Origin of the sequence: Pseudomonas allokribbensis, from assembly GCF_014863605.1 — a bacterium.
GTDB classification, from domain to species: Bacteria; Pseudomonadota; Gammaproteobacteria; order Pseudomonadales; family Pseudomonadaceae; genus Aquipseudomonas; species Aquipseudomonas allokribbensis.
This window is the reverse complement of the sequence record NZ_CP062252.1, coordinates 5,981,028-6,004,454: the sequence shown is the minus strand read 5'-3', so window position 1 is coordinate 6,004,454 and position 23,427 is coordinate 5,981,028. Positions and strand designations below refer to the sequence as shown.

Genomic DNA, 23,427 nt, shown 5'->3' with positions numbered 1-23,427 from the left:
TTTTTTATGGTTGTCACAGCGCGGCCAATGCGCCTTGATACAGCACCGGCCCCGTCGGCTGCCCGGTCGGCGACCCACCCTTCGGCTCAAGACTGACCGCCAGCGCAATCGGCTTACCGATCAGCGCCTTCTGCGCGTCGTTCAATTCAACCTTACCTTTGCCGCCCGCCGGGATCACACCCAGCGAGATCGGCTTGCCATCGGCCGGAATCGCCCACAGTTCCAGACTGCGCTGAGGATCGACAGCCGCCAATGTCAGCGGCTCGACTTGCAGGTAATCGTCATGCGCCTCGACCTTCAGCGCCGGTTTCGCGTCGGCGCTCAGCAGGGTGGCGCGGTAGCGGGCGTCGTCGTGGGTGTACAGCGAGCCGAGGAACACCAGCACCACGATTGAAGCCAGTGCCGCCGTCACCCGCAGCCAGTTCCAGAACGGACGCTTCTCGGGGACGTGCAGCACCTGCGGCTCGATACGCGCAGTAACGCCGTGCCACACGCGCTCCGGCACTGGAACCTCCGGCAATGTTTCGGTGAGGCTGGCGAGGCTTTCCTGCCAGTGCGCCAGTTCGACGCGCAGGGCCGCGTCTTCCAGCAACAACTGCTCGAAACGCCGACGGGCCGGCGCAGCCATCAAGCCGATGGCGTAATCGGCGGCGAGGGCGCGGCGCAGGGCAGGGGTCTGGTAGTTCATGATTCAAGGCACCGACGCAGGCGTTCCATGCCACGGCGAATCCATGATTTGACCGAGCCGAGCGGCGCCGCCAGATGCTCGGCCAGTTCCGAGCAGGACAAACCCTGAAAGTACGCCACGGTAATCGACCGGCGCTGCATGCCTTCGAGGGTTTCCAGGCAGCGGTTCAGGGCTGTGGCCTCGCGGGCGCTGTTCAATTGGTCATGGGCCGACGGGCTTTCGTCCGCCAGAGCGTCCTGTTCAACATCGGTCAGAGGCCGGTCTCGGTGCTTGCGCAATTGGTCGATGGCCTGGTTGCGGGTGATGTTGATCATCCAGGTCATTGGCGCCGACAGGTGCGATTCGTAGCGCGAGGCGTTGTTCCAGATCCGCACGAAGCTTTCCTGCAACACTTCCTCCGCCAGATCCGGGCGCCCCATGAAACGCAGCGCCACGCCGTGCAGGCGCGGGCCAACGCTGCGGTACAGCGTTTCGAAGGCACGGCGGTCGCCCAGTGAACACTGGGCCAGCAATTGCCGCAGCTGATCGGTGTCGGCGAGGGTAATGACAAGTCTCCAGACAGGGCGGGCGCTGGTTTCGGGTAGTTCACAGGCTAGTTCAGCTACTGCGCTCGTGCCATTCATCATGGGGTTTCCGGGGTTTCACGTTTCATATACGCGGCCGGGTTCAGAATGGATGCGCTACGCTCGGAACATGCTGGCGAATCGCCGGTCAAACCGACAGTTTTGCCACCCGTGACGGGCGGTTTTTCATGACGAAAGAGGATGTCTGGATGAAGATTTCACGCGGTTTCGCACTGGCTTCGCTGATGACTGTTGTGGCGAGCCCGGTTTTCGCAGGTTTCAGCCTGGATGACGTGACGAAGGCAGCCTCAAGCATGCAGGGCGGTAACGCGGCCACCGCCGCCGCGCCGACCTCGGAAACGGCCGGTTTGCTGCAAGCGGTCACTGGTCTGGGGGTTACGCCGCAACAAGCAGTCGGTGGCACCAGTGCAATGTTCGGCCTGGCGAAGAACAAGCTCAGCGGCAGCGATTATTCGGAACTGGCCAAAAGCGTTCCAGGGCTCGACAAACTGTCGGGTGGTGCCGGTCAGTTGGGCGCGCTGAGCAGCGTGCTCGGTTCTTCCGGCAAGTCGGCGGGGCTGGAGAATGCGCTGGGCAATGTGAAAAGTACCAATGACCTGAACAGCGCATTCGGCGCACTGGGCATGAACGACAGCATGGTCGGCCAGTTTGCTCCGGTGATCCTCAAGTACCTGGGTGACCAGGGCGTTGGCGGTTCGCTGCTGAAAACCCTCGGCGGTGTCTGGGGCGTCGGCGGTTGACCGACCCCCACTGATCAGTCGCGCTCGCCGCGCAGTTCGGCGATACGCTGGTCTTTCTCGGTCCAGAGCTGGTTGACCCAGTTCTGGATCTTCTCGCGAAACACCGGATCGTTTTCGTAGTCGCCTTGCCACAGCGCCGGGTCGAGTTCACGAGTACGGATATCGATGATCACCCGCGGCACGTTCCCGCTGATCAGGTCCCAGAAACCCGGAATCTTCGGCTGTGGATAAACCACGGTCACATCCAGAATCGCGTCCAGCTGTTCACCCATCGCCGCCAGCACAAACGCCACACCGCCCGCCTTGGGCTTGAGCAGGTGGCTGAACGGTGACTGTTGCTGCGTGCTTTTGGCCGCGGTATAGCGAGTGCCTTCCAGATAGTTGACCACCGTCACCGGCTGACGCTTGAACAGCTCGCACGCCGCTTTGGTGATTTCCAGATCCTTGCCGGCCAGTTCCGGGTGCTTCGCCAGGAACGCCTTGGTGTAGCGTTTCATGAACGGGTAATCCAGCGCCCACCAGGCCAGGCCCAGGAACGGTACCCAGATCAGCTCTTTCTTGAGGAAAAACTTGAAGAACGGCGTGCGTCGGTTGAGGGTCTGGATCAGCGCCGGGATATCGACCCAGGACTGATGGTTACTGATCACCAGATACGACGTGTCGCCACGCAGATCATCGCCGCCCCGGATGTCCCATTGCGTCGGGATGCACAGGCGGAAGATCAGTTTGTCGATTTCCGCCCAGGTCTCGGCAATCCACATCACCGCCCACGAGGCGTAATCGCGAAAGCGTCCCGGCAGGATCAGCTTGAGCAGGGCGAACACCATCAGCGGGCCGAACAGCACCAGGGTGTTGAGCAATAACAGCAGGGTGATGAAACAGCCGGTGAGCAGGCGGCGCATAAGCAACTCTATGAAAGCGGATGGGCGCGCCATGATAAGTGGCTTCGGGCGACAGGCCAAATCGCGGGTTACGAATGTTTCACCTTTGGCGCGTTAGCCTTGTGGGAACGATCAAGTGAACAGCGGTCTAAAATCTCGCGTCTGACGCCCCATTTCTCAAGGAAGCCCCTTACGTGAAATCCCTCCTTGCTTTGCTTTCCCTTGTTGCCCTGCCGGTGCTGGCCGCCGAGCCGACCCTGTACGGGCGTTACGAATACATCGCGCTGCCGGAAATCGGCGGGCAAGTGCTCAAGGCGAAAATGGACACCGGCGCGCTGACCGCCTCGCTGTCGGCCAAGGACATCGAGACCTTCACCCGCGACGGCGAAGACTGGGTGCGTTTCCGCCTCGCCACCAAGGACGCCAGCAACAAGGTGTTCGAACACAAGATCGCGCGGATCAGCAAGATCAAGAGCCGCTCCGACGAGGACGACGAGGATCGCGACACCACGGAAGCCGCCAAGCGCCCGGTGGTCGATCTGGAGCTGTGCCTGGGCAACGTCAAGCGTACCGTGGAGGTCAACCTGACCGACCGCAGCCATTTCAACTACCCGCTGCTGATCGGTGCCAAGGCCTTGCGTGAGTTCGGCGCAGCCGTCAATCCGGCAAGGCGCTTCACAGCCGACAAACCCGACTGCTGAAACAAGTGGTCTCATTGACGTAACGTCAGGCTTGGGGCACCGTTCGCGCACTTAATCCACAGGCTCGGACGCCATGCCTCATATCCTGATTGTCGAAGACGAAGCGGCAATTGCCGACACGCTGATTTTTGCCTTGCAGGGCGAGGGTTTCACCACGACCTGGCTGAACCTCGGCGCGGCGGCGCTGGAGCATCAGCGCCAGACGCCGGCCGACCTGATCATCCTCGACATTGGTCTGCCGGACATCAGCGGCTTTGAAACCTGCAAGCAACTGCGCCGGTTCAGCGAAGTGCCGGTGCTGTTCCTCAGCGCCCGGGATGCCGAAATCGACCGCGTGGTGGGCCTGGAAATCGGCGCCGACGACTACGTGGTCAAGCCGTTCAGCCCTCGTGAAGTGGCGGCGCGGGTCCGGGCGATTCTCAAGCGCATGGCTCCGCGCCCGCCGGCCGAAGCGTGGTCGGGGGTGTTTCGTATCGATTCCGAGCGCGTGCAAATCAGCTATCGCGGCCAGGCGTTGAGCCTGACCCGTCATGAATTCCGTCTGCTGCAATGCCTGCTCGAACAACCGGAGCGGGTGTTCAGCCGCGAGCAACTGCTCGATGCGCTGGGGGTGGCAGCGGATGCCGGCTACGAGCGCAGCATCGACAGCCACATCAAGAGCGTACGCGCCAAGTTGCGCCTGATTCGCGCCGAAGCCGAGCCGATCCAGACCCATCGCGGCCTCGGCTACAGCTACAGCCCGGGGCACAGCTGATGTCGCTGGGGCTGCGGATTTTCCTGGTGTACGTGCTGTTCATCGGCCTCACCGGTTATTTCGTGCTCAACACCGTGATGGAGGAAATCCGCCCCGGCGTGCGTCAGTCCACCGAGGAAACCCTGGTCGACACGGCCAACCTGATGGCGGAAATCCTCAAGGACGATTTCAAGGCCGGCACCCTCAGCCAGAATCGCTGGCCGGAACTGCTCCGTGCCTATGGCGAGCGCCAGCCGAAAGCGACGATCTGGGGCCTGCCGAAAAACCAGGTCAACCACCGCATCTACGTCACTGACGCCAAGGGCATCGTGGTTCTGGATTCCAGTGGCCTCGCGGTCGGCCAGGATTACTCGCGCTGGAACGACGTCTACCTGACCCTGCGCGGCGAATACGGCGCGCGCTCCAGCCGCAGCGACCCCAATGATCCGAACTCTTCGGTCATGCACGTCGGTGCGCCGATCCGCGACGCTGGCCAGATCATCGGCGTGGTCACCGTGGCCAAACCCAACAGCTCGTTGCAACCCTATGTCGACCGTACCGAGCGCCGCTTGTTGGGTTATGGCGCCGGGCTGATCATTCTGGGTCTGTTGTTCGGTGCGCTGTTGTCATGGTGGCTGAGCCGGGCACTGCACCGTTTGACCCGTTATGCCGAGGCCGTGAGCGAAGGGCGTCGGGTGGAAGTGCCGCATTACCGTGGTGGCGAGCTGGAACAACTGGCGAGCGCCGTGGAACAGATGCGCACCCAGCTTGAAGGCAAGGCCTACGTCGAACGCTATGTCCACACCTTGACCCATGAATTGAAGAGCCCGCTGGCGGCAATTCGCGGCGCTGCGGAGCTGTTGCAAAGCGAAATGCCGCTGGCGCAACGGCAGCGTTTCGTCAGCAACATCGACAGCGAAAGTGCGCGCATGCAGCAACTGATCGAGCGGCTGCTCGATCTGGCCCAGGTGGAGCAGCGTCAGGCGCTGGAAGAACGCGTCGCTGTGCCGCTCGCTGCGCTGGTCGATGAAGTGTTGCAGGCACAGGCTGCGAGGATCGAGGGCAAGCAGTTGCGAATCGAGTGCGCCATCCCGGCGGACCTGTTGCTGATCGGCGAGCCGTTTCTGCTGCGTCAGGCTTTGGGCAATCTGCTGGAGAACGCACTGGATTTCACACCGCCACGGGGGTTGCTGCGATTTGACGCCGAGCGGGTTGGCGAGCAGATCGAGTTTCGGCTGTTCAACGAAGCCACACCGATTCCCGATTACGCGCTGACGCGTCTGACCGAGCGATTCTATTCATTGCCGCGTCCGGACAGTGGCCGCAAAAGCACGGGGCTTGGGCTGAACTTCGTCGAAGAGGTGGTCAAGTTGCACGGTGGCTCTCTGCGCATCGACAACCTTGACGGTGGCGTGCAGGTGCAATTGCACCTGCCGTGAACACTCGGGCGAGCCGTCTTGCGCTCAGGACGGCGTCATCACCTCATTGATCCGGGCCTTGCTTCGGCGGTGCACCCATTGCAGTGCCGGTCGTTCGATCCACAGCCAGGACGCGATGGCCAACGCGATCACGATCAGCGCCGACACGATCATGGACGGCACGAACGTCAGCGACGTCTTGTTGATCACCAATTGCTGTACGGGAAACGCATACAGATAGATGCCGTAGGAGAGGTCGAACCGGCCACGAATGGTGCTATCGATATACAGCAGGCCCAGGCTCAACGTGGCCAGGCAAATGCACAGTGTGACGACCACCCCGGTCAACGGGGTTCCCGTCGCCAACGGCATCAGGCCGAGACAGGCCACCAGCGTCATTGCCATTCGATGTCTGGCGCCCAGGTATTGTTTGTAGAAGGCCAGGAGCGACCCGGCAAAAAAGGCGATACCGGCACAGCCATACACCGCCAGTTTCTGCGTCAGCGCCGAGGCGGGGCCATTGCCCAGCACATAGGTCGCAACACAGAACGCCACCAGCATTGCACCGGCCGTCGCAGCCCGGCGGTACAGACTCAGCGCGGCCGCCACCAGCAGATAAAAGGCGAATTCGATCTTCAGTGTCCACAGGCTGCCATTGAACGACTCGCTGAAGATAAAACCGTTGGTGATTTCATCGATTGCCGCGCGGCCGAACAGCGAGATGCGCAGGAAGTCGATCAGCGCCGCAGGACCGGTGATATAGCCGTCGGCAAATATCCCGCCCGCCACAAACGTCATGATGAACGCGCAGGCGATCAGCGCCGGGAAAATCCTCGCGACACGTTTGGTCAGGTAGTCGGTGACGCTGCTGGCATTGAGGAAACTGTGGGTGATCAGCAGGCCGGAGATCGAGAAGAAGGCGATGACGGCGATGCCGCCCAATGAGCTGTAGCCGGCGATGCCAGGCTCTTCCTGACCCCAAAGTGCGAAGTGGTGACTGACCAGCACCATCAGCGCGGCAAAATGCCTGATCAAGTCGAATGAGTTGTTTCGCAATTGAATAATCCTTGTTCGAACCTTGCCCTTATGGCGCGAAGTGGTCCTGCACTTGATGACGGAAAAGGCGTTTTACAGGTATTTCCACACAAAGCCCACACAACCTCCATCACAAACCCACACAGCGTTTACAGACTCGCTCCATTCCAACAAGGGAGCGTTCCGATGAACCGAAATCTGACATTCAAGCTCGGGGCCATTGCCCTGTTGATCCTGTTACTGCTGGTGCCGCTGCTGATGATCGACGGCGTCATCGATGATCGCCAGCAACTGCGCGACGGTGTGCTCGAAGACATCGCCAGAAGCTCAAGCTACAGCCAGCAGATCAGCGGGCCGGTGATGGTGGTGCCGTACCGCAAAGTGGTGCGCACCTGGAAAACCAAGGAAAAGACCGATGAGCGTTATCAGGAAATCGGCGAGGAACGTGGACGCTTGTACTTCCTGCCGGAGCGCTTCGAACTCGACGGCCAGGTGCAGACCGAACTGCGTGCCCGGGGCATCTATGAAGCGCGGCTGTTCCACGCCGACAACCGCATCAGCGGGCATTTTTCGCTGCCGGCGCAGTTGGGGATCAAGGAAGATTTTGCTGATTACAAATTCGATGCGCCGTTTCTCGCAATTGGCATCAGTGATATTCGCGGGATCGAAAATGCCCTGAAACTGGAACTCGGTTCGCAACGCCTGGACTTCGTGCCCGGCACGCAAGTGGGCTGGCTCGGCGAGGGCGTTCGGGCGACGTTGCCGGCACTCGATACAACTCAGGTCACGGAACTGGCCTTCGGTTTCGACCTGCGCTTGCAAGGCACCGGCTCGTTGCAGGTGCTGCCGGTGGGCAAGACCAGCCGCGTGAATCTTTCCGCCAACTGGCCGCACCCGAGCTTCATCGGCAACTTCCTGCCGGCCAAGCGTGAAGTCACCGATCAGGGCTTCACCGCCGATTGGCAGACCTCGTTTTTCTCCACCAACCTGCAAGAGGCCATGAACCGTTGCGTCTCGGGCAAGGATTGCGAGGCGTTCAACGGCCGCAGTTTCGGGGTGAGCTTCATCGATCCGGTGGATCAATACCTGAAGAGTGACCGGGCGATCAAATATGCGCTGTTGTTCATTGTCCTGACGTTCGCCGGTTTCTTCCTGTTCGAGATATTGAAAAGCCTGGCCGTGCACCCGGTGCAATACGCGCTGGTGGGCGTGGCGCTGGCGTTCTTCTATCTGTTGTTGCTGTCGTTGTCGGAACACATCGGGTTTGCCCTGGCGTATCTGCTGTCGGCCAGTGGTTGTGTGTTGCTGATTGGCTTCTATGTCTGCCACGTGTTGCACAGCGTGCGTCATGGCCTGAGTTTTTCGGCGGGATTGGCGGCGTTGTATGGCCTGCTCTACGGCTTGCTCAGCGCCGAGGATTACGCGCTGCTGATGGGCTCGCTGTTGCTGTTCGGCCTGTTGGGCGTGTTCATGGTGCTGACCCGTAACCTGGACTGGTATGGCGTCGGGCAGAAACCGGCCAAACCGCTGGAGTTTGATCTCGGAGCGGTGCAATGAGCCGGTTTGTGGGGTTGCGTGAGGATCAGCGGGAGGCAGAGGTATTGGTGACGCTGATCTTTGCGTCACTGCCTCCCGCCCCGCGCATCAAACCTTCGGCATTGTCGCAATCATCGACGGCCGCTGGCTCACTTCAAAGAACCAGTTGGCCAGTTGCGGGTTGGCTTCACGCCAGCCCAGATCCGGGAAGCGCAGATCCAGATAACCCAGTGCACAGGCCACGCTGATCGAAGCGACGTCGAAATGGCAGGTCAGTTCGGCGATGGCGTCGCGCTCCAGCAGCGCCAGGGTCCGGCGGATCTTGTCGCGCTGGGCCTCGAGCCACTCGTCCCAGTGCTTTTCCGGGGCACGCAGCACTTGCTCGTAACGCACCATGACGGAGGCGTCCATGATGCCGTCGGCCATCGAGGCCAGGGTCAGACGACGCCAGCGGGCCGAGCCGTCGCGAGGGATCAGCGGGTTGCCGACGTGCTGGTGGTCGAGGTAATCGAGAATCACCCGGCTGTCATGGATGACATTGCCATCAGCCAGGCGCAGGGCCGGGATCTTGCCCAGCGGGTTGTCTTCGTTCAGCGCAGTGCTGGGGTTGACCGGTGTCAGGACGCAGTCCTGCAAGGCGACGCGATCCTGCTGGCCGGTCTCGTGCAGCAGCACCATGACTTTGCGCACGAACGGGGACAGGGTGTTGTGGAACAGGGTCATGCTGGGAGCGGACATCGGCAGGGTCTCGGTCAAGGGCAATGAACGGGCAGCATAGCGCGTTGCCCGTCAGGCTCAAGCCATTCAGTGCCGTTGCAGCAGACCGCGAAGGGCGAGTGCGGCTGGCACACCCAGACCGATCCAGCTCAAGCCATCCCAGACCCCGTCGCCCAGCAGGGCGGCGAACAACCCCGCCGCACTGAGCAACGCGATCACCAATGGCGTGCTGAAGACTTTCCAGAAATTCGACTGACGCGGTTTCATGCCGAAGCCTCCGCTGTTTCCAGCACCGGTTTCGCGGCCTTGCGCCGCACCACCCACAAGTACACGCCGCTGCCGAGGACGATGATGGTCAGCACATCGAGGGTGGCCCAGAGGATTTTCATCGGCATGCCGCCGTAGTCGCCAAAGTGCAGCGGCTGCGACATGCCCATGGCGTCCATGTACCACGGCCGTTCAGCGACCGCCGTGACCTGCAAGTTGCTGGCGTCGATCAGCACTGGCGTCAGCAAGTGCGAGGTCAGGTGGGTGCCACCCTTCATGAACACCGAGTAGTGGTGCTCGCTGGAAAACCGGGTGCCGGGGAACGCGATGAAGTCCGGTTTCATCCCCGGCGCGACTTCGCCGGCGATATCCAGCAGGCGAGTGGCCGGGGCGAGGTGAGTCAGCGGCGGCGCATCGCGGTAGGGCGCGATCATAGCGTTGAGCGAATCGTTGCGCCAGGCCGCGATGATCAGATCGGCACAGGCGCTGATCACTCCCGTCACACCGACCACCAGCGCCCAGGTCAGGGTCACCACGCCGATCAGGTTGTGCAGATCGAGCCAGCGCAGACGGGTGGATTTGTCCCGGCGCACGGTGCCGAAGTCCAGGCGACGCATGAACGGTAGGTACAACACCGTCCCGGACACGATCGCCACCACGAACAGCACGCCCATGAACGCCAGCAGCAACTTGCCCGGCAAACCGGCAAACATGTCGACGTGCAGGCGCAGGATGAACAGCATCAGGCCACCGTTGGCCGAGGGTGTTTCCAGCGCTTCGCCGGTGCGGGCGTCGAGCATGAAAGTGTGCGAGGAGTTCGGCTCGGTGCCGGCCGTCTTCGCCATGATCGTCAGCACGGTGTTCGGCTCGTCGTCTTCGAAGCCGAAGTACTGCACGACTTCACCGGGGCGATGGGCTTCGGCGGCTTGCACCAGTTGCGCCAGATTCAGGTGCGGCGTATCGGCCGGCATCTCGCGCACCTGGGGTGCGTCACCGAGCAGATGCTCGATCTCGTGATGAAAGATCAGCGGCAGGCCGGTCAGGGCCAGCAGCAGCAAAAACACGGTGCAGATCAGGCTGGTCCAGGTGTGGACGAACGACCAGCGGCGGATTGTTTTACTTTTCATTTCATGACCTTCAAAAACACCAAAGCCGTCCACGAGGGACGGCCTGGTTGCAGGGCCTGTTTCAGCTCAAGCGCTTACCACTTGTAGGTGGCACTGGCGACGACGCTGCGTTGGTCGCCGTAGTAGCAGTAGAAGCTGTCACAGGTGGAAATGTAGTCCTTGTTCAGCAGGTTGGTGGCGTTGAGTGCCAGCGACGCGCCTTTGAGGCTGTTGTCCAGGCGACCGAGGTCGTAATGCACGGCGGCATCGAACACGGTGTAGGCGTCAGCCTTGCCCAGCCAGGTGTTGGCCTTGTCGCCGTAGGTGTTGCCGGTGTAACGCACACCGCCGCCGACGCCGAAGCCGTCGAGCACGCCGCTGTGCCAGGTGTAATCGGTCCACAGCGAGGCTTGCTGGTTCGGCATCAGTTGCAGGCGATTGCCTTTGTCGGCACCGTTCTGCACTTCGGACTTGGCCAGGGTGTAGGCGGCGATGACTTTCAGGTTGTCGGTGACATCGGAGGTGGCTTCCAGCTCCAGGCCTTTGACTTTCACTTCGCCGGTCTGGCTGGTGATCGATACTCCGTTGACGAAGGAGCTTACCGAGACGTTTTTCTGGGTCAGGTCATACACCGCGGCGGACAGCAGGGTCTTGCTGCCGGGCGGCTGGTACTTGATGCCCAGTTCCCACTGCTTGCCTTCGGTCGGCTTGAGCGATTCAGTGGAAGAGGCGTCGGCGCCACTGGTGGGCTGGAAGGATTCGGCGTAGGAAATGTACGGCACGAAACCGGAGTCGAACACGTAGCTGAGTGCCGCGTTGCCGCTGAAGGCCTTGTCGCGGTCGGTGTTGGTGGCGTCGGCCTTGTTGATGAACTTCGTACCGGTGTGCACCCAGTCTTCACGGCCACCGAGGGTCAGGCGCCATTGGTCGAGGGCCATCTGGTCCTGCACGTACAGACCGGTCTGGTAGGTCTTCTGGTCGTAGTCGTAGAAGGCGGTGGAGCGCGCCGGGCGTACGATCGGCTGACCGTAGATCGGGTTGAGCACGTTGGTGGTCAGACCGTCACCGAAGATCGAGGTGTAGTTGGTGTTGCTGCGCTGGTGATCCAGACCCAGCAGCAGCGTGTGGCGGATGTCGCCGGTGGCAAAGTCAGCCTGGAAGTTGTTGTCCACGGCGAACTGGCTGATGTCCTCTTCGACACTGGTGCTGGTGCGGCCGACGTTGCCAGCGTTGTCCACCTGGGTGTACGGATACGAACCCGGGGTCAGGCTCTGGAACGACAGATCCGACTTGGTGTAACGCAGGTTCTGCTTGAACTGCCACACATCGTTCAGGCGATGTTCGAAGGCATAACCGAGCGCGTAGTAGGTGCGGTCGTAGTATTCCCAGTCCGGATCGCCGAGGTTCTTGTGGTGGGAAACCTTGCCGAACGGCATGTCGATCTTGGTGCCCTGCACTGGCAGGAACTGGCTGGTGATGCCGGTATCGTCGCGGGTGAACTGGGTCAGCAGGGTGAACTTGGTGTCGTCGTCGATGTTCCAGGTCAGGCTCGGCGCGATGTTGTAGCGCTTGTTGTCGACGTGATCGATCTGCGTGCCGCTTTCACGTACCACGCCGCTGAGGCCGTAGAGGAACTGACCGGCGTCGTCGATCTTGCCGGTGCTGGCGAAGTTGATCTGACGGTGGTTGTCGCTGCCGTACTGCAACTGGATTTCGCTGCTCTGCACATCGCTTGGACGTCGGCTGACCATGTCCAGCAGGCCGCCCGGCGGGGTCTGGCCGTAAACCGACGAGGCCGGGCCGCGCAGCAGGGCGAGGCGGTCGAGGTTCCAGGTTTCCTGTTTCGGGTTGGCGTACACGCCTTTTGGCAGCGGCAGGCCATCGAGGAACTGGGTCGGTTCGAAGCCACGCACGCGCAGCCAGTCGGAGCGGGTGTCGCTGCCGTAGCTGCTGGCGGTGATGCCCGGCATGTAGCGCACGGCGTCATCGAGGCTGTGGACGCTGCGGTCGTCCATCTGCTGGCGGGTGGCGACGGAGATCGAACGCGGTGCTTCGACCAGCGCGGTGTCGGTCTTGGTGCCGGCGGCGGTGCGAGTGGCGGTGTAGCCTTCGACCGGGCCCCAGGCGCTTTCAGAGTTTTCCACACCGATTACCGAAGTTTCCGGCAGGGCCATCACGCCTTCCGGCACCGCGACCAGGGTGTACGTGCCGGTGCTGCTTTGTTCCAGTTGCAGGCCGGTGCCGCGCAGGGCGGCGCTCAGTGCGCCTGCCGCGTCATATTGGCCGTTGACTGGCGCCGACGTCTTGCCCGCCGCCAGCGACGGATTCAGCGAAAGCGTGAGGCCGCCCTGGCTGGCGATCTGGTTCAGGGTGGTGGAGAGCGGCGCGGCCGGCAGGTTGTAGGCGCGAACGCTCGACGCCTGTTCTGCGGCGATCAGTTGGCTGCTGGCCAGCGGGGTGCAGAGGGCAATGGCGACCGCCAGCAAACTGGGGCGCAACAAGGTGTCTAGCGAACGGGACATACGGCGGCTCCTGAATGGAAATATTTCTCAATTGCCTGTGTGCCGGACGAGAATCGAAAAGTGATAGGGCTGGATGAAAATAATTTCCATTAACGCGAAATGGACGGCGTTATGGCAGAGGATCAGGGCTTCGGATCAGCCTTGGCCACGGTGACCCACCACGGCGTATGTTGCTCGATCTGCACCGGCAGGGTCGGGAGCAGGGCGCTCAACGCCTTGTCGGTATCGTGCAGCGGGAAACTGCCGGTGATGCGCAGGTCGGCGACTTCCGGTGTGATGCCCAGATGGCCACGACGATAGCGACCGAGCTCGTGTATCAGGTCTTCCAGGCGAGCGTTGTCCACCACCAGCATGCCGCGGGTCCAGGCATCGGCGCCGGGGTTGAGCGCGACGACTGCGCCCAGCCCGTTATTGCGGATCAGCACCTGCTGGCCTTCGCGCAGGATCTGTTCCTGCGGATCGGATTGCGGATGCGCCGCGACGGCCGACTGCAACACGCTCAGGCGCGTGCCCTGTTCTTCGCGTTTGACCAGAAACCGCGTACCCAGCGCGCGCATGCGGCCTTCGCGGGTTTCGACGATGAACGGTCGTGCATCGCCATGACCGGTCTCGATGAGGATTTCACCTTCCTGCAGCACGATCAGCCGCTGCTTTTCATTGAATCGCACATCCACGGCGCTGTGAGTGTTGAGGTTGATCACGGTGCCGTCCGCCAGCCGTACGGTGCGTTGTTCACCGGTAGCGGTGCGCTGGTCGGCGAGCCAGTAATCCAGCGGCAGATAGTGTTCTGCGGCAAACAGTGACAGGCCGACCACCGCGACAACACTGGCCAGACCGCTGCCGAGCTTGCGCACCCGGCGACGGATGCCTTCGCGCGATTGCAGCAACGCGCTGCGGGCCGGGCCGTTGGCCACGCTGAAACGCTGGTCGAGCATGCCCAACTGACGCCAGGCACGGGCGTGTTCTTCGTTGGCGGCGTGCCATTTGGCGAATTCTTCGCGCTCCAGCGGGCTGCTGGAATCGAGGGTCAATTGCCAGGCTATCGCCGCGTCCAGCACGTGGGCCGAGACCGGTTTGGAACTGGCCGGGTTCATGTCGGCTCACCGTACAGGGCGATGTAGCACTGGCGGATGCCCTGGGCCAGATACTGGCGCACGCGCGGCACCGACACGCCGAGTTTGTCGGCGATCTCGGCATGGGTCAGGCCGTCGAGACGGTTATAAAGGAATGCGGCGCGGGCCTTGGTCGACAATTGGCCGAGCAGACGATCGATAGCTTTGAGGTCTTCGAGGATCAGTTGCTGCTCTTCGACCGACGGCTGCTCGCCTTCGGGGATCAGCATCAACTCAGCGAGATAAGCCTGTTCCAGTGCCGCGCGACGGAAGTAGTCGAACAGCAGACCCTTGGCGATGGCCACCAGAAAGGCTCGGGGTTCGCGGGGCGTCAGCAGTTCCTCGCGACCGAGCAGGCGGACGAAGGTGTCCTGGCTCAGGTCTTCGGCGCGTTGCGGGCAGGCCACGTTGCGCCGCAGCCAGCCCAGCAGCCAGCCGCGATGGTCGCGATACAACGCACCGACGAGCTCACTGTGAGGGCTTTGGGCTGACGACACGAAGGCACCGACTGGGAAATGCTAACTAACGAGAATTGTTCGCGATTGTGGCAGAGGTGGGAATGGTTAGCAATTGGCCACCGGTCGGGTTGTCGGGCGACAACCCGGGGCTCAGAACGAATGCGTCTGCTGGCGGCGCTTCCACTGACTCAGGCGTTGCTGCAAATTCAATGGGCTGTGAATCTGCTGCTGACGTGCCCGGCTGAACAGAATCAACGCCAGTTCCGCCGTGGCCAGTGCGTCGGCGCTGGCATGGTGGCGCTCGAACACTTCGAGCTTGAACCAGTCGATCCACTCGTCCAGCCCAGCCTCGCGGATGTGCGCCTGCGGGCAAACCAGCGGTGCAATGTCGGCGACATCCAGAAACACTTGCTGCAACTTGTGGCCCAGGTGTTCTTTCACCGCCCGGCCCAGCATGTGCTGATCGAACGGCGCATGAAACGCCAGCACCGGGCTGTCGCCAATAAACTCCAGAAGCTCGAGCAGCGCCTCGGCCGGCTCGCTGCCGGCGGCAATCGCGTTCGGTCCCAACCCGTGGATCAAAACACTGGGGCTGAGCTTGAGTTCGCGACATTGCAGGGTGCGTTCGAACTGCTGGCTGAAATCGATGGCGCCGTCCTCGATCACCACCGCGCCAATCGACAGCACCCGATCCTTGTTCAGGTTCAGCCCGGTGGTTTCCAGATCCAGCACCACCCAGCGCTGTTCGCGCAGGCTGCATTCGCTTAGTTCGCCGATTGCCGGCAGTTTCGCCAGGCGTTGTTGTAGATCGTCCGGCAGAACCGGGCTGGCCGGACGCAGCCACGAGAACAGGCTCATAGCTGATACCGCAGGGTCAGGCTGCTTTGCAGGCGCTGGGCCTGACGCAGGGATTCACGCAGGATGCGCCGGTCCAGATGATTGAGGCTGTCGGGATCGACCCGGTTCGAATACGGCAGGTTTTCCCGGGTCTGCAGCTGATGCTGCTGCATGCGTGTCTGCTGGATAAAGTGATAAGCCTCCTCGTACGCGGCGCCATCCAGTCGGTCGATGACTTCTTTCTCCACCAACTGGCGGAAGCGTTCGAGGGTGTTGTTGGCGTCGATGCCATTGGCCAGAGCCAGCAGACGTGCACCGTCGACAAACGGCGTCAGGCCCTGGATCTTCAGGTCCAGCGTGGCTTTCTCGCCGTTCTTGCGGGTTAGCACGAATTCACGGAAACGCCCCACCGGCGGGCGGTTGCGCAAGGCGTTCTCGGCCATCATCCGCTGGAACAAACGATTGTCGCCGACCTGATCGAGAATCCCCCGGCGCAATTGCTCGCAACCCTGTTCGTCGCCCCAGACCACCCGCAGGTCGAAATAGATGCTTGAGCCCAACAGGTTCTCCGGCGTTGCCTCGCGGATGAACGCGGCAAAGCGTCGAGCCCATTCGGCACGGGACAGGCACAGCTGCGGATTGCCGGCCATGACGTTGCCTTTGCACAGAGTGAAGCCGCACTGCGCCAGGCTGTTATTGATCTGCTGGGCGATGGGCAGCAACTTGCCGCGAATCTCCGCCGCATGGGCCGCATCCCGCGCATCGAACAGAATGCCGTTGTCCTGATCGGTGTGCAGGGTCTGCTCACGCCGGCCTTCGCTGCCGAAACACAGCCAACTGAACGGCACGCCGGGGTCGCCTTTCTCCGCGAGCGTCAGTTCGATCACCCGGCACACGGTGTGATCGTTGAGCAGGGTGATGATGTGGGTGATCTGGGTCGACGATGCGCCGTGAGCCAGCATGCGCTCCACCAGTTGGCCGATCTCGCCGCGCAGGGTCACCAGTTGTTCAACCCGCTGGGCGCTGCGGATGGTCCGTGCCAGGTGCACCAGATCGACCCGTTGCAGCGAGAACAGATCACGCTCGGAGACCACGCCGCACAGACGCTGATCCTTGACCAGACAGACGTGGGCGATATGCCGCTCGGTCATCGCGATCGCCGCATCGAAGGCGCTGTGATCCGGCGACAGATAGAACGGCGAGGGCGTCATGTGGCGTTCGATCGGTTCATTGAAGTCGCCGACGCCCGCAGCCACCACATGGCGCAGATCGCGCAGGGTGAAAATCCCCAGTGGCGCCTTGTGCTCATCCACCGCGACGATGCTGCCGACCTGTTGTTCGTGCATCAGCTTCACCGCTTCGCGCAGTGGAGTGGAAGGGCTGCACGTCACCGGATGGCGCATGGCCAATTCGCCCAGGCGAGTGTTCAGCGAGTATTGGGTGCCGAGGGTTTCCACGGCTTTCTGCTGGACTTGCTGGTTGACCTGATCGAGCAGGCTGCTGACCCCGCGCAGGGCGAAGTCGCGGAAGGTGTTGGAGAGGGCGAACAGCTTGATGAACGCCAGTTTGTTCAGTTGCAGGCAGAAGGTGTCTTCGCCGGCCAGATGCTCGGTGCGGGTCGCCCGTTCGCCGAGCAGTGCGGCGAGGGGAAAACACTCGCCGGTGGTGATTTCAAACGTGGTTTCGGTGCCACCCTTGGCCGTGTGCGGCCGCTCGCCGACCACCCGGCCCTGCTTGACGATGTAGAAGTGTTCGACCGGCCCGTCGGCGGGTTTGATGATGCTCTCGCCCTGACCGTAGAAGCGCAGCTGGCATTGCTCCACCAGATAGGCCAGGTGGGCGTGTTCCATCTGATTGAAAGGGGGGAAGCGCTGGAGGAATTGCAAAGTGCCCTGAATGTTCTGCAACACCGCGGTTTTCCCTGCCTGGGTGAAGGCGTCCGCTTTACTCATAACCATTACCGCAGTCTTTTTCGAATTGTTGTTATTGGATCGTTGCAGCCATGGTCGACCCCATCGCGCGGGGTGCCCATTGGACGTAAGTCTAGGTTTGGCGTGCCGTTGGGTAGTTTTCGGATATGCCCTACACAAACAGTCGGAAATTCTCAGGTTAGCCCCTTGGAAAAAAATCCGACGAAGTGCACATTGAAGCTCTGCCCAGCGATGTCTGACCACTGTGCCAGGGGATCGATTTGAAAACGTAGAGAACGCCATGTCCGACCACGATATTTTGAGCGACGCCGAGCGGGAAGCGCTCAGCGCCGTCATGCTGGAACCCGACCTGCCGCCGCAGCGGGTACTGATCGTTGATGACGACAAGGACGCCCGCGAGTTGCTGTCGGAGATCCTGGCACTGGACGGCATTCGTTGCATGACGGCAGCCAGCGGCGAATCCGCGCTGAAGATGATCGAGGAAAAACCTTCCATCGGGCTGGTGATCACGGATCTGCGGATGGGGCATGTCGGCGGTCTCGAGCTGGTCCGCCAGGTGCGCGAGTCGGTACGGGCGGCGATGCCGATCATCATTGTGTCGGGTGATGCCGACGTGAAGGACGCCATCGCGGCGATGCATTTGAGCGTGGTGGATTTTTTGCTCAAGCCGATTGATACCGTCAAATTGCTTGGGCTGGTCAAGCATGAGTTGGGGATCGAGCCCTAGCTAATCCGACGCAAACAAAAAAGCCCTGATCGAAAGATCAGGGCTTTTTCATGTCCGGCATCAGCGCGGGTTACAGGCCATTGGCAGCCTTGAACTCGCGACGGCGACGGTGCAGGACCGGCTCGGTGTAACCGTTCGGCTGTTTGGTGCCCTCGATCACCAGTTCCACCGCCGCCTGGAAGGCGATGTTGCTGTCGAAGTTAGGTGCCAGCGGACGGTACAGCGGGTCGTTGGCGTTCTGACGGTCAACCACCGGCGCCATGCGCTTGAGGCTTTCCATCACTTGCGCTTCAGTGACCACTCCGTGGCGCAGCCAGTTGGCGATGTGCTGGCTGGAGATACGCAGCGTCGCACGGTCTTCCATCAGGCCGACGTCGTTGATGTCCGGCACTTTCGAGCAACCCACGCCCTGGTCGATCCAGCGCACCACGTAACCGAGAATGCCCTGGGCGTTGTTGTCCAGTTCGTTCTTGATCTGCTCCGGGGTCCAGTTCGGGTTGACCGCCAGCGGGATGGTCAGGATGTCATCGACCGAAGCGCGAGCACGTTTGGCCAGCTCGGCCTGACGGGCGAACACGTCGACCTTGTGGTAGTGCAGCGCGTGCAGCGCGGCAGCCGTCGGCGATGGAACCCAGGCGGTATTGGCACCGGCCATCGGGTGAGCGATTTTCTGTTCGAGCATCGCCGCCATCAGGTCGGGCATCGCCCACATGCCTTTACCGATTTGCGCACGACCTTGCAGGCCGGTGCTCAGACCGATATCGACGTTCCAGTTTTCGTAGGCGCCGATCCACTTTTCAGCCTTCATGTCAGCCTTGCGCACCATCGGGCCGGCTTCCATGGAGGTGTGGATTTCGTCGCCGGTGCGGTCGAGGAAACCGGTGTTGATGAACACCACGCGCTCGCTGGCCGCCTGGATACAGGCCTTGAGGTTGACCGTGGTACGGCGTTCCTCGTCCATGATCCCGACTTTCAGGGTGTTGCGCTTGAGGCCCAGCACGTCTTCGATGCGACCGAACAGTTCGTTGGTGAACGCTGCTTCTTCCGGGCCGTGCATCTTCGGTTTGACGATATAGACCGAACCGGTGCGGGTGTTCTTGCGCGAAGTGTTGCCGCTCAGGTTGTGCATCGCCGCCAGGCAAGTCACCAGACCGTCGAGGATGCCTTCCGGCACTTCATTGCCGTGCTTGTCGAGGATCGCGTCGATGGTCATCAGGTGACCGACGTTGCGCACGAACAACAGCGAGCGGCCGTGCAGGGTCAGTTCGCTGCCGTCGACCTTGGTGTAGGTGCGATCCGGGTTCATGGTGCGGGTGAAAGTCTGGCCGCCCTTGGAAACGGATTCCGCGAGGTCGCCCTTCATCAGACCTAGCCAGTTGCGGTAGATCACAACCTTGTCGTCGGCATCGACGGCGGCCACGGAGTCTTCGCAGTCCATGATGGTGGTCAGCGCCGCTTCCATCAGGATGTCTTTGACACCAGCGGGGTCGGTCTGGCCGACCGGGGTGCTGGCATCGATCTGGATTTCGAAATGCAGACCGTTGTTCTTCAGCAGGATCGCGATCGGAGCCGACGCATCGCCCTGGAAACCGATCAGTTGCGCATCGTTGCGCAGTCCGCTGTTGCTGCCGCCCTTGAGGGTGACGACAAGTTTGCCGTCAGCGATCTTGTAACCGGTGGAATCGACGTGGGAGCCGGCGGCCAGTGGCGCCGCTTCGTCGAGGAACGCACGGGCGAAGGCGATGACTTTGTCGCCACGCGCCTTGTTGTAGCCTTTGCCTTTTTCCGCGCCGCCGGCTTCGCTGATGGCGTCGGTGCCATACAGGGCGTCGTACAGCGAACCCCAGCGGGCGTTCGAGGCGTTGAGGGCGAAGCGGGCGTTCATCACCGGGACCACGAGTTGCGGGCCGGCGGTACGGGCGATTTCGTCATCGACGTTTTGCGTCGTTGCCTGGAAATCAGCCGCTTCTGGCAGCAGATAACCGATCTCTTGCAGGAAGGCTTTGTAGGCCACGGCGTCGTGTGGTTGACCGGCACGGCTCTGGTGCCAGCCGTCGATACGGGCCTGGAAGTCATCGCGTTTGGCGAGTAGGGCTTTGTTCTTCGGCGCCAGGTCGTGAATGACCTTGTCGGCGCCTTCCCAGAATTTTTCGGCGGTGAGGCCGGTACCGGGAATGGCTTCGTTGTTCACGAAGTCGAACAGGACTTTGGCGACCTGCAGGCCACCGACTTGAACGTGTTCAGTCATTGCTTGCCTCACTCTGCTCAGCTATTTCGCTTTTCAGCTCTTCAATTTAACAATGAAGCCTCTGGCCATTTAAACCACAAACCCCTCGACCAGTACATGCCATCGCTGGCGGCTGGGCTGGGACCAATCAACGGCTTGGGGCCTTGCTGACGGGGCTTTCAGGGTTGCGAACGTGCCTTGGGCAGACATCGATCCAACGTTATGTAGTGCGCGCTGCGGCATACTACATGATGCATTGCGGTTGTGAAAATCAGACTAATTACGTCGTTCTGCGACCCCATGACGCATTGCGGTCACGGCGCGGAACGGGATGTTCTCAAAAAACCAATGGATTGTTCCAGTTAAATATAAAAAGTTGTACACGATTTGTGATTTCGAGCGTCTGAGGCGTCTGTCGAACGCTTGCCTATACTTGTTTTTCTATAACAAAAGTCATGACAAGAGGGCTGCGCCATGGATCACCTCGTACTCACCGTCTTCGCGCCGGACAAGCCCGGGCAGGTCGAGCGCATCGCCCAATGCATCGCCGAGCACGGTGGCAACTGGCTGGAAAGCCGCATGTCACGGATGGCCGGGCAGTTCGCCGGGATTCTGCGGGTCGGCGTGCCGGCGGAGGCTTACGACGAATTAGTCGATGCCCTACAAGCTTTGTCGGCTCAGGGCATTCGTGTGCTGGTCGCCGAAAGCGGTATTGAACAGGCCTGCACCTGGAAACCGATTGCCATGGAACTGGTGGGCAATGATCGTCCGGGCATCGTGCGCGATATCACCCGGCTGCTGAGCGAGCAGGGTGTGAATCTCGAACGGCTGGTGACCGAAGTGCGCCCGGCGCCGATGAGCAGCGAGCCGTTGTTCCACGCCGAGGCGATTCTGGCGGTGCCGCTGACCCTGTCGCTGGATGTGCTGCAATCGCGCCTGGAAACCCTGGCCGATGACTTGATGGTGGAACTGGTGCTGCGCACCGACCCGTGAAGACGGATCGGGTTATCCAGTTTAAACGTGCACCTGCCTGTGGATAACCTGTAGAGACCGACCGCCAGGCCACGTCCGCCGTGGCTTGGCGAAGATTGATCAAAAAACCGCCAGCATTCAGTGACTTGCGCACAAACGGCGGGGATCACGCTGTGGATAACCTTGGGAAGGAACGATACAGGCCACGAGAACCGTGGCCTGTGGAGGTTTGTGCGTTTTTTGATCAGCTGCGGCGGCGCAGGCTCATCCACGCATCGACGCTGTACACCGCCAGACCGGCCCAGATAAACATGAAGGCGATCAGCGTGCTGGACGACAAGTGCTCACCGAACAGCAGCACTGCCTGCAACAGCACCAGCGTCGGTGCCAGGTATTGCAGGAAGCCGATGGTGGTGTAGGGCAAATGCCGCGTGGCCGCGTTGAAACACACTAACGGCACCAGCGTCACCGGGCCGGCTGCCACCAGCCACCAGGCTTCGGAGGTGGTCCAGAACGCAGCTTGTGCACTGGTGGCGGTCGGATTGAACAGTAGCCACGCGAGGGCGATCGGCACCAGCATCCAGGTTTCCACCACCAGCCCCGGCAGTGCCTTGACCGGCGCCTGCTTGCGGATCAGCCCGTAGAAACCGAAGGTCAGTGCCAGCACCAACGACACCCACGGCAGACTGCCGACCTGCCATACCTGCTGCGCCACGCCGACCGCCGCCAGACCGACCGCCAGCCACTGCATGCGCCGCAGGCGTTCGCCGAGGATCAGCATGCCCAGCAGCACATTCACCAGTGGGTTGATGTAGTAACCCAGACTCGCTTCCAGCATCCGGCCGTTGTTCACCGACCAGACGTAGGTCAGCCAGTTGGCCGCGATCAGGGTGCCGCTGAGCGCGAGAATCGCCAGGCGTTTCGGGTTGTCGCGCAGCTCCTGCCACCAGCCCGGATGCTTCCAGACCATCAGCAACAGCGCGCCGAACAGCGCCGACCACAACACCCGGTGGATGATGATCTCCACCGCCGGCACTTCGGCGATGGCTTTGAAGTAGAGCGGGAACAGGCCCCAGATGATGTAGGCACTCAGGCCCAGAATGTACCCGCGACGCGGGTTGGCGGCTTGCATGCAGAATCCTTGCTTAGGCAGCTAACAAAGCAGCGATTGTACGGGCAGTTGTATAGACGTGTCGTGTCAGAAAAGCTTCAACGGCTCTTCATTCAACGCCGCCAGTTGTTCACGCAATGCCAGTACCTGATCGCCCCAATAGCGTTCCGTGCCGAACCACGGAAAACTGTGAGGAAACGCCGGATCGTCCCAGCGTCGGGCCAGCCAGGCGCTGTAATGCATCAGGCGCAGGGCGCGCAGCGGTTCGATCAGCGCCAGTTCGCGCGGGTCGAAATCGTGGAATTCGTTGTAGCCGTCCATCAATTCCGACAGTTGTCCGAGGCATTCCTGACGATCGCCGGCGAGCATCATCCAGATATCCTGCACGGCCGGGCCCATGCGGCAGTCGTCGAGGTCGACGATGTGGAACATCTCGTCGCGGCACATCATGTTGCCGGGGTGGCAGTCGCCGTGCATGCGGATGTTCTGATGCGGCGTGGCGGCGTAGGCGTCTTCCACGCGCTTGAGCAGGTCGCGGGCGACGGACTCGTAGGCCGGCAACAGGCTTTTGGGGATGAAGTTGCCTTCCAGCAACGTGTTCAGCGAGGCGTGGCCGAAGTTCTGCACGGCCAGCGCTTCGCGATGCTCGAACGGACGTGTTGCGCCGACTGCATGAATGCGCCCTAGCAACTGACCGAGGCGATACAACTGGTCGAGGTTGCCCGGCTCCGGCGCCCGGCCACCGCGACGGGGAAACAGGGTGAAACGGAAACCGGCGTGTTCGTGCAGGGTCTGGCCGTTGTGGATAAGTGGCGCCACCACCGGGATCTCGACGTCGGCCAGTTCGAAGGTGAACTGGTGCTCTTCGAGAATGGCTTCGTTGGTCCAGCGCTGCGGGCGATAGAACTTGGCAATCAGCGGTTCGGAGTCTTCGATGCCGACCTGATAGACGCGGTTTTCGTAACTGTTGAGCGCCAGAATGCGCGCGTCGCTCAGAAAGCCGATGCTTTCGACGGCATCGAGCACGAGGTCTGGGGTGAGGGTTTCAAACGGGTGGGCCATGCTGACTCCTGCGCGCAGCAGGCTGCCGCGTCCGGCCCAGCATGGTAGCGCAGACGGGCTGT

At 61.5% G+C, this 23,427-nt stretch carries 22 protein-coding genes; 7 read left to right on the top strand and 15 right to left on the bottom strand.

Annotated features, from left to right (window positions below):
• Window positions 1-13 precede the first annotated feature (13 nt).
• Together IF199_RS27645 and IF199_RS27640 are read right to left on the bottom strand one after the other, a co-directional pair.
• Complete coding sequence (locus IF199_RS27645) at window positions 14-688, bottom strand: anti-sigma factor (RefSeq protein WP_192559163.1); 675 nt, start codon at window positions 686-688, stop codon at window positions 14-16.
• Complete coding sequence (locus IF199_RS27640) at window positions 685-1,311, bottom strand: sigma-70 family RNA polymerase sigma factor (protein WP_192561012.1); 627 nt, start codon at window positions 1,309-1,311, stop codon at window positions 685-687. Before IF199_RS27640 ends, IF199_RS27645 begins: the two co-directional genes overlap by 4 nt.
• 149 nt (window positions 1,312-1,460) lie before the next feature.
• On the opposite strand from IF199_RS27640, the gene IF199_RS27635 reads away from it, so the two are divergent.
• The gene (locus IF199_RS27635; RefSeq protein ID WP_192559162.1) at window positions 1,461-2,012 is read left to right on the top strand and encodes a DUF2780 domain-containing protein; all 552 of its coding nucleotides are present in this window, start codon (window positions 1,461-1,463) and stop codon (window positions 2,010-2,012) included.
• 14 nt (window positions 2,013-2,026) lie between these two features.
• Here IF199_RS27635 and IF199_RS27630 read toward each other — a convergent pair whose 3' ends face one another.
• Window positions 2,027-2,914: an acyltransferase gene (locus tag IF199_RS27630; protein ID WP_192559161.1), complete on the bottom strand. Its 888-nt coding sequence runs from the start codon at window positions 2,912-2,914 to the stop codon at window positions 2,027-2,029.
• Between the two features lie 173 nt (window positions 2,915-3,087).
• Between IF199_RS27630 and rloA2 the strand changes: the two genes are divergently transcribed.
• The 3 genes from rloA2 (at window position 3,088) to creC (ending at window position 5,766) form a co-directional block, all read left to right on the top strand.
• Window positions 3,088-3,594 carry a retropepsin-like aspartic peptidase RloA2 gene (gene rloA2, locus IF199_RS27625; RefSeq protein ID WP_102619757.1) on the top strand — a complete coding sequence of 169 codons (507 nt, stop codon included), beginning with the start codon at window positions 3,088-3,090 and terminating at the stop codon, window positions 3,592-3,594.
• A 73-nt stretch (window positions 3,595-3,667) separates the two neighbouring features.
• A complete protein-coding gene (creB, locus tag IF199_RS27620) occupies window positions 3,668-4,348 on the top strand; it encodes a two-component system response regulator CreB (protein WP_192559160.1) in 681 nt (226 codons plus the stop codon).
• Complete coding sequence (gene creC / locus IF199_RS27615) at window positions 4,348-5,766, top strand: two-component system sensor histidine kinase CreC (RefSeq protein WP_192559159.1); 1,419 nt, start codon at window positions 4,348-4,350, stop codon at window positions 5,764-5,766. Before creB ends, creC begins: the two co-directional genes overlap by 1 nt.
• Window positions 5,767-5,790: 24 nt before the next feature.
• On the opposite strand, the gene IF199_RS27610 is transcribed toward creC, so the two are convergent.
• Window positions 5,791-6,801, bottom strand: coding sequence for an acyltransferase family protein (locus tag IF199_RS27610; protein WP_192559158.1), 1,011 nt, complete (start codon window positions 6,799-6,801; stop codon window positions 5,791-5,793).
• A 165-nt stretch (window positions 6,802-6,966) separates the two neighbouring features.
• Between IF199_RS27610 and creD the strand changes: the two genes are divergently transcribed.
• Entirely contained in the window at window positions 6,967-8,337 is a 1,371-nt protein-coding gene (gene creD, locus IF199_RS27605) for a cell envelope integrity protein CreD (protein WP_192559157.1), read from the top strand.
• A gap of 87 nt (window positions 8,338-8,424) precedes the next feature.
• On the opposite strand, the gene IF199_RS27600 is transcribed toward creD, so the two are convergent.
• The 8 genes from IF199_RS27600 to IF199_RS27565 all read right to left on the bottom strand — a co-directional run bounded on the left by IF199_RS27600 (window position 8,425) and on the right by IF199_RS27565 (window position 17,293).
• Window positions 8,425-9,054, bottom strand: coding sequence for a glutathione S-transferase (locus tag IF199_RS27600; protein ID WP_096817813.1), 630 nt, complete (start codon window positions 9,052-9,054; stop codon window positions 8,425-8,427).
• A gap of 66 nt (window positions 9,055-9,120) precedes the next feature.
• Window positions 9,121-9,300: a hypothetical protein gene (locus IF199_RS27595; protein ID WP_192559156.1), complete on the bottom strand. Its 180-nt coding sequence runs from the start codon at window positions 9,298-9,300 to the stop codon at window positions 9,121-9,123.
• Window positions 9,297-10,427 carry a PepSY-associated TM helix domain-containing protein gene (locus IF199_RS27590; protein WP_096817817.1) on the bottom strand — a complete coding sequence of 377 codons (1,131 nt, stop codon included), beginning with the start codon at window positions 10,425-10,427 and terminating at the stop codon, window positions 9,297-9,299. The genes IF199_RS27595 and IF199_RS27590 overlap by 4 nt, the downstream gene beginning before the upstream one ends.
• Before the next feature lie 74 nt (window positions 10,428-10,501).
• The gene (locus IF199_RS27585) at window positions 10,502-12,928 is read right to left on the bottom strand and encodes a TonB-dependent siderophore receptor (protein ID WP_192559155.1); all 2,427 of its coding nucleotides are present in this window, start codon (window positions 12,926-12,928) and stop codon (window positions 10,502-10,504) included.
• Window positions 12,929-13,050: 122 nt separating this feature from the next.
• On the bottom strand, window positions 13,051-14,022 hold the full coding sequence (locus IF199_RS27580) for a FecR domain-containing protein (RefSeq protein WP_192559154.1): 972 nt from the start codon (window positions 14,020-14,022) through the stop codon (window positions 13,051-13,053).
• Window positions 14,019-14,537, bottom strand: a complete 519-nt coding sequence (locus IF199_RS27575; RefSeq protein ID WP_096817822.1) for an RNA polymerase sigma factor — start codon at window positions 14,535-14,537, stop codon at window positions 14,019-14,021. The genes IF199_RS27580 and IF199_RS27575 overlap by 4 nt, the downstream gene beginning before the upstream one ends.
• 111 nt (window positions 14,538-14,648) lie before the next feature.
• Window positions 14,649-15,356 (bottom strand): 3'-5' exonuclease, encoded by a 708-nt coding sequence (locus IF199_RS27570; RefSeq protein ID WP_192559153.1) that lies wholly within the window; start codon window positions 15,354-15,356, stop codon window positions 14,649-14,651.
• Window positions 15,353-17,293: a putative nucleotidyltransferase substrate binding domain-containing protein gene (locus IF199_RS27565; protein ID WP_096817826.1), complete on the bottom strand. Its 1,941-nt coding sequence runs from the start codon at window positions 17,291-17,293 to the stop codon at window positions 15,353-15,355. Before IF199_RS27565 ends, IF199_RS27570 begins: the two co-directional genes overlap by 4 nt.
• Window positions 17,294-17,546: 253 nt before the next feature.
• Between IF199_RS27565 and IF199_RS27560 the strand changes: the two genes are divergently transcribed.
• Window positions 17,547-17,993, top strand: a complete 447-nt coding sequence (locus IF199_RS27560) for a response regulator (protein ID WP_192559152.1) — start codon at window positions 17,547-17,549, stop codon at window positions 17,991-17,993.
• Window positions 17,994-18,063: 70 nt separating this feature from the next.
• Here IF199_RS27560 and IF199_RS27555 read toward each other — a convergent pair whose 3' ends face one another.
• The gene (locus IF199_RS27555; protein ID WP_192559151.1) at window positions 18,064-20,241 is read right to left on the bottom strand and encodes a malate synthase G; all 2,178 of its coding nucleotides are present in this window, start codon (window positions 20,239-20,241) and stop codon (window positions 18,064-18,066) included.
• Between the two features lie 453 nt (window positions 20,242-20,694).
• Here IF199_RS27555 and IF199_RS27550 point away from each other — a divergent pair, with 453 nt between their 5' ends.
• Complete coding sequence (locus IF199_RS27550; RefSeq protein WP_007959830.1) at window positions 20,695-21,213, top strand: glycine cleavage system transcriptional repressor; 519 nt, start codon at window positions 20,695-20,697, stop codon at window positions 21,211-21,213.
• Between the two features lie 223 nt (window positions 21,214-21,436).
• Here IF199_RS27550 and rarD read toward each other — a convergent pair whose 3' ends face one another.
• Both rarD and IF199_RS27540 read right to left on the bottom strand, forming a co-directional pair.
• Window positions 21,437-22,324, bottom strand: a complete 888-nt coding sequence (gene rarD / locus IF199_RS27545; RefSeq protein ID WP_096817833.1) for an EamA family transporter RarD — start codon at window positions 22,322-22,324, stop codon at window positions 21,437-21,439.
• Window positions 22,325-22,390: 66 nt separating this feature from the next.
• Complete coding sequence (locus IF199_RS27540) at window positions 22,391-23,365, bottom strand: serine/threonine protein kinase (RefSeq protein ID WP_096817835.1); 975 nt, start codon at window positions 23,363-23,365, stop codon at window positions 22,391-22,393.
• Window positions 23,366-23,427: the final 62 nt, after the last annotated feature.